This window comes from Aquaspirillum sp., assembly GCF_055136605.1.
Window position 1 is genome coordinate 1 of record NZ_JBSQVP010000093.1, and the last position, 6494, is coordinate 6494.

Genomic DNA, 6494 nt, shown 5'->3' on the forward strand with positions numbered 1-6494 from the left:
AAGCAAAATAGTTTTCAATTTATCTGCACATCAAGCCATGGTTGCCACAATCAATTAAATTTCATTTGGCAACGAATCCGTTACAATCCCTCCGCTGATCTAGTACAAATTTTCAACGACTTAGTCTTGACAAGTCGCTGTTCTGTTAGGAAGTCATGGAATGCCTGTCTTAACGTGGTTATTACTTGGCACGGTACTGTGTTCGCTGCTTGGGATGTGGTTGCTGTTTTGCTGTTGGCGACAGCGGGGGCGAGTCTTGCAGTGGCTAGATGCGTGTCCTGAAGCGGTGTTGGTCGTGGGACGAGATGGCAAAATTCGCTATGCCAATCATCTCGCCTGTGAGCTCAGCGGTGGGCTCAGTATCGACCAGCTAAAAGGCCGTCCACTGGCCGATTTTATTCCACATTATGGTGATGGACATGGGCCAGTGTGGGAGGCATTATTTTTTGCTGGGGAAAGCCGCGCACATGGCAGCTTGGGCATCAAAACTTGGTTAAATCAACAACAACACAGTTGTGAAGTCCATATTCAGGCCACCTCGTTACCAGAACGCAAGGCAGTGGTGTTTTTATTGCGCCCAGCCAATCAAGAGCTGTTTCCGCATCCGCAACGCTATTTAGCAGAAAAACTCCTACAGACTGCCGAGCAAGATGCGGGACTGGGTTCTTGGGTATTACATATTGATAGCGGCAAATTAGATTGGAGTGTGACTGTCCACGACATATTTGGTACGGATCCTGACAGTTTTCATCCAACAGAAGAACGCTATTTTGCCTGTGTCCATCCACAAGACCGCCTACGGGTACGGCAAGAGCTCGATCATTACATGGCATTGGGACAACCATTTGATGTGGAATATCGGATTGTTCGTCCTGATGGCAGTATTCGCCATTTATTAGAACGCAATCATGTCCATTACTGTGATGATGGGTCGATTGATTACCTATTTGGTACGGTCATTGATATGACCAAACAGAAGCAGTTACAGGAACAATTACAGCTGTCACAGCTGGCGGTTGAGCATTGCTCAGAAGGCATTGCGTTGAGCGATGAAAAATTACATTGGCTGTCATTAAACCCAGCTTTATGTCAGATGTTGGGACAAGATGACTGGCCAGCGGATCAGCCCTTGCCCTTGCGACAACAGCAAACACTCTTAACACTGTTTGAACTGCAAAATCTACTGGCAGGGGAATCCCATTGGCAGGGAGAGTTAACCTTAGCGCCCCCCAACCGCCAGCCCTGTGCCGTGTGGTGTTCTGCGACACGTGTGGTCGATAAACAGCAGGTGGTACGTTGGGTTTGGATTTTCACCGATATTCGGCGCATTAAAGAAGTCGAAGCGCGTTTACACAATCTGGCCTTTCACGACACCCTCACTGGTTTGGCGAATCGCAGTTTATTTAACGAACAACTGCGACAAGCCATGCAACAAGCACGCGAACAGCACAAGCCGTTAGCGATTGCATTTATTGATTTGAATGGTTTTAAGAAAATCAATGATTTATTGGGACATGAAGCGGGGGATGATGTGTTATGTGAAGTGGCACATCGTTTACAACAGGCCTGTCGGCAACAAGATATGGTCTGTCGCTGGGGGGGCGATGAGTTTGCCTTATTACTGCCGCAGTGTGAATTAGGGCCGGAGTTAGACGAATTATTGTCTCGGCTGCAAAGCAGCGTTGCCCTGTTGCGGCAACATCAGGGGCGGCTGTTGCCGGTCACGGCCAGCATGGGCGTGGCTTTATATCCCGACAGCGCCCAAACTGCAGAAGCGTTAATGAAACGCGCTGATGAAGCGATGTATCGTGCCAAGGGTGAATCGGGACGGCGGATTTGGATTGATGATGGCCGACAGCTCACCACCCTCACCCCAACCGCCTATCCCCTACCTCAGTCTTAAAGCGATTACAACAATTGTTTGCCGCGTACCAAGTCCATCACTTGGCTGGGATTGAGGCCTTGGGCGCGTTGTTGAATCTGCGGCAATGATTGAGCCTGTAGCTGTTTCGCTGAACCTAATAGACCTTGGAAACTATCGCGCAAGGTCGCGCTATTCATGGTTCGGCCACCGGCGTAATAACGTCGTGCCAATTGGCCCATGGCATAGGTGGTGGCAAATGAAAATGCCATTCCCGTAGCAGCATCGCCAACCTTTTTTCCCGTTTTTCCGCCCACTTTGCCAAATAACCCGCCTAATAATTTGCGGCCAAATTGTTCAACATACTGCGAGGTGAGCCCCACCCCAATGGTGGCTAACCATTCTTTAATATGGCCACTGTCTAGTTCATAACCATAATGCTTGCCGATTTGATGCACCATTTTCATTTGCAGGGGAATAATCGCCATCGAAGCCCACGACTGTGGCAATAATTCCAGCGCACCATTGAGCAAAGCATAATTCATCACCGTGCGATCTAACTGCGCTTCGGTGACATTGGCTGGTCGCAAACCAGTCGAAGCAGTCGGGGCCGGTGTTGGGTAGTGTGGCGTTGGGGTCGGTGACATGGCATTCGCGGCAAGACCACCGGCAGCAGCACCAGCAGCGAGACCAGCAAATAAGCCCAGCCCTGAACTAGGGGTGGGGCTCGGCGCAGGGGGTGCGGAATGTGCCCAAGATTGGGTAAAGGCAGCGCTTTGTTGTTCGAACGACTGGGTATGTTGGCTATCGAGTTGTAACAAACCGCGTAGTTGTTGCAGGAATTGTTGTTCTGCTGCGGTACGTAAACCATCGGCATCACAAATGCACACTGCCATCTCATAAGCAAACTGCCGATGTGCAACATCGTGCAACAGCGCAGCGACCTGTGGCAAAGAAACCCGTTTGAATAACACATCTTGATACAGGCGGCTTAATTCGGCTTGTTGGTTGACGTGCCCTAAACTGTCGGCAATTTGCCGAATCTGTTCCCGTTCACGGTCGTCGTTATTGCCATCGGCAAAGGCGGCAAATAGGGCAATGGTCAACACGGCTTGTTGTTGCTGTAATTCCACAGGTCGTTCCTTTCTTGGCATACCGACAGAAAAACGGCGTGTTACCTCAAATAGGACACGCCGTTGTTGACAATCGGGGCAAAAGCAAAAATTAGAAGCTGGTCATGGCATTTTCTTCTTTGCTCAACACCGTTGCCGCCGAGCCAACCAATAAAGGATCGGGTGCACAAGCAACTTTAGGATCTTTATCGGGGTAGGGCAGAGAATGTAAGAAGTAGCGCATACAATTAATGCGGGCACGTTTCTTATCATCCGACTTAATCACAATCCACGGTGCGTCGGCCGTATCGGTGTGGAAGAACATCGTTTGCTTGGCACGGGTGTAATCATCCCAACGGTCGAGCGATTGCACATCGATGGGCGACAGTTTCCAGTGTTTTAATGGATCGTCACGACGAGAAATAAAGCGGCGCATTTGTTCTTCGCGGCTGACCGAGAACCAGAACTTGAACAGATGAATGTGGCTGTTGACCAACATCCGTTCTAACTCCGGCACTTGACGCAAAAACTCCAAGTATTCTTGTGGTGAGCAAAAGCCCATCACCCGTTCTACGCCAGCACGGTTGTACCAGCTACGGTCGAACATCACGATTTCGCCAGCAGTCGGCAAATGTTGGATATAGCGTTGGAAATACCACTGACCCCGTTCGACATCACTCGGTTTTTCTAAGGCTACCACACGCGCAGCACGTGGGTTGAGGTGTTCCATAAAGCGTTTAATGGTACCGCCTTTACCTGCAGCATCACGGCCTTCGAATAACCCAACAATTTTCTGTCCGCTCTCACGCACCCAGCTTTGTACCTTCAACAGCTCAATTTGCAATTCGCGTTTATGTTTCTCGTACTCGCGGCGCTGCATCCGAGTTTTATAAGGATAATCGGCAGGTAGAGGTGCGCTGCTGCTGTCTTCATCGCTGCCGTGTGGTGCCATCGCAAAGCGCGCAGAAGGCGCGATAATCGTATTGGCAACAGCGGTTTCTTGCGAAGCAGCAGGGGTTTCAGTTGGCTTAGTTTGGTTTAACGTTTTTGGCGTATTGGTTTTACGCGGACGCGCTGCCGGTGCTTCGGGTGTCACTTCAATCGCAGCACTCGCATTCGGCGCGGACGTTGGCTCAACAACGGGGGTCTCTTTAGTAGGGCTTTCACTCATAGACAAATCTCCTTAGAAAAGCAGGTTGTTGATCAACCAAAAATGACATGAAGCAGAAATGACAAAAAGATAGTATGCTTTCTTTTCTCATCTGTCGATAGTTTATGCACAGATTTTCTCGCCAACGGCATTTTTTTGTTTTTTTTCTTAACATTAGTACGCAAAGCCACCGCGCAATGAAAAGGCTTGCGGTAAAATCAGCCCCCATTGTTTGTTGTCTAATAGGATGTTTGAACCCTGATGAGCCACGATCACACCCCTACCGCAATGCCCTCTCACTTTATCCGCCAAATTATCGAGGCGGATTTGACTTCGGGCAAACATCAGCAGATTGTGACGCGTTTTCCGCCAGAGCCAAATGGCTATCTGCATGTTGGCCATGCTAAATCTATCTGTCTGAATTTTGGCTTGGCAGAGGATTATCAGGGCAAATGCAATCTACGCATGGATGATACCAACCCTGAGAAAGAATCAGATGAGTATGTCCAATCGATTAAAGAAAGCGTGCGCTGGTTAGGTTTTAATTGGGATGGCGAGGTACGTTATGCCTCGGACTATTTCCAAGCGCTCTATGACTATGCAGTTGAGCTGATTCGTGCTGGCAAAGCCTTTGTTTGTGATTTAACGGCAGAGGAAATGCGTGCCTATCGTGGCAGCTTGACCGAACCCGGCAAAGAAAGCCCTTACCGCAACCGCAGTGTTGAGGAAAATCTCGATCTGTTCACCCGCATGAAAAACGGCGAGTTTGCCGATGGCAGCAAAACCTTGCGTCTAAAGATCGACATGAGTTCGGGCAATGTGAATTTGCGCGATCCGGTGATTTATCGTATCCGCCGCGCCCATCATCATCGGACTGGCGATCAGTGGTGTATCTATCCAATGTATGACTACACCCACTGTATTTCTGATGCGCTAGAAGGCATTACCCATTCTATCTGTACCTTGGAATTTGAAGACCATCGGCCCCTGTACGATTGGGTTTTGGATAACATCACCATCGCTTGCCATCCGCGCCAATACGAGTTTTCCCGTTTAGAGCTGTTGTATGCGCTGACCTCAAAACGCAAACTGAACGCCTTGGTCACCGAAGGTAAGGTCACTGGCTGGGACGACCCGCGTATGCCAACCATTGAAGGCATGCGGCGACGTGGCTACAGTCCAGCCGGTATTCGCCTGTTTGCACAGCGGATTGGTGTGTCGAAAAGTGAAAACATCATTGATATGAGCGTGCTGGAAGGCGCGGTACGTGAGACATTAGAAGGTGAAGCACCACGAGTCATGGCGGTGTTAGACCCGATTAAAGTCACGCTGACCAATTTCACCGATGGTATCACCAGCAGCCGTAGTGCGCCCTTCCATCCTCACCACCCAGAATTTGGTGAGCGCGAAGTGCCGATTAGCCGTGAGATCTACATTGAGCGCGACGACTTTGCCGAAGTGCCTCCCCCGAAATGGCAACGCTTAACGTTGGGGGGTGAAGTTCGCTTGCGCTATAGCTATGTCATCAAGTGTGATGAGATGATTAAAGATGATACGGGCCGAGTGATTGAATTGAAATGCTCAATCGACCACGATACCTTAGGACAAAATCCTGTCGGTCGTAAGGTAAAAGGCGTGATTCATTGGATTTCTGCTGCACATGCCGTTGAAGCCGAAGTGCGTTTGTATGATCGTTTATTCACCGTACCACGTCCTGATGCTGTTCGGGGTGAGGATGGCGAATATGTTGATTTTATGCAGTTTTTAAACCCTGCCTCGTTAAAAGTGGTGACTGGTTATGTCGAATCTGCTGTGAACAGTGCAGCCGCAGAAACCCGTTATCAGTTTGAACGTATCGGTTATTTCATCACCGACCGCTACGATCACCAAACAGGACAGAAAATTGTCTTTAACCGCACCGTCGGTCTAAAAGACACTTGGGCAGCACAATCTGCCTAACCGTTCCTAAAAATCGGTAGGGTGCTGTCACCTCGAAGGGGCGACGCACCATGAGTTGTTAGTATTTCTGACAAAAAAATTGGGTTGCCAACCAGCGGCAACCCAATCTACTTCTGCTGTTCTGAACTGAATCAGATTTAGAAACGCTTACACCCAGCCATCAAACTGCATCACCGTACCGATAGCGGTAATGGCTTCGGTGCTGGCGGCGATGTCAACAGCGAGCCAGTCGCGGGTGATGAGTTGTTTTTCGAGTTTGTTGACCAGCGGGGTCAGTTCGGCGGTGGTGGCTTGGCGACCATAGGCGTTTTGGTACAGGGTTTGCACATAGGTGGCGTTGTCCATCTTGGCCAAAGCGGTGTTGCGGGCGTTGAACCAGTCGAACACTTCTTGGGGTTGGAGGAAGCCGGCG

The 6494-nt window shown here is 49.7% G+C and carries 5 protein-coding genes; 2 read left to right on the forward strand and 3 right to left on the reverse strand.

Translation table 11 applies throughout. The features are described from left to right. Positions 1–160 precede the first annotated feature (160 nt). Positions 161–1903 carry a sensor domain-containing diguanylate cyclase gene (locus ACTBZS_RS11525; protein WP_463044226.1) on the forward strand — a complete coding sequence of 581 codons (1743 nt, stop codon included), beginning with the start codon at positions 161–163 and terminating at the stop codon, positions 1901–1903. Positions 1904–1908: 5 nt separating this feature from the next. On the opposite strand, the gene ACTBZS_RS11530 is transcribed toward ACTBZS_RS11525, so the two are convergent. Together ACTBZS_RS11530 and ppk2 are read right to left on the reverse strand one after the other, a co-directional pair. After that, a complete protein-coding gene (locus tag ACTBZS_RS11530) occupies positions 1909–2994 on the reverse strand; it encodes a DUF533 domain-containing protein (protein WP_463044227.1) in 1086 nt (361 codons plus the stop codon). Between the two features lie 91 nt (positions 2995–3085). Beyond that, on the reverse strand, positions 3086–3925 hold the full coding sequence (gene ppk2, locus ACTBZS_RS11535; protein WP_460429876.1) for a polyphosphate kinase 2: 840 nt from the start codon (positions 3923–3925) through the stop codon (positions 3086–3088). A gap of 459 nt (positions 3926–4384) precedes the next feature. On the opposite strand from ppk2, the gene ACTBZS_RS11540 reads away from it, so the two are divergent. After that, on the forward strand, positions 4385–6082 hold the full coding sequence (locus ACTBZS_RS11540; RefSeq protein ID WP_463044228.1) for a glutamine--tRNA ligase/YqeY domain fusion protein: 1698 nt from the start codon (positions 4385–4387) through the stop codon (positions 6080–6082). A gap of 147 nt (positions 6083–6229) precedes the next feature. Here the strand turns inward: ACTBZS_RS11540 and ACTBZS_RS11545 are convergent. Beyond that, positions 6230–6494: DUF4214 domain-containing protein (locus ACTBZS_RS11545; protein ID WP_463044229.1), on the reverse strand; the 265-nt coding region annotated here is incomplete at its 5' end.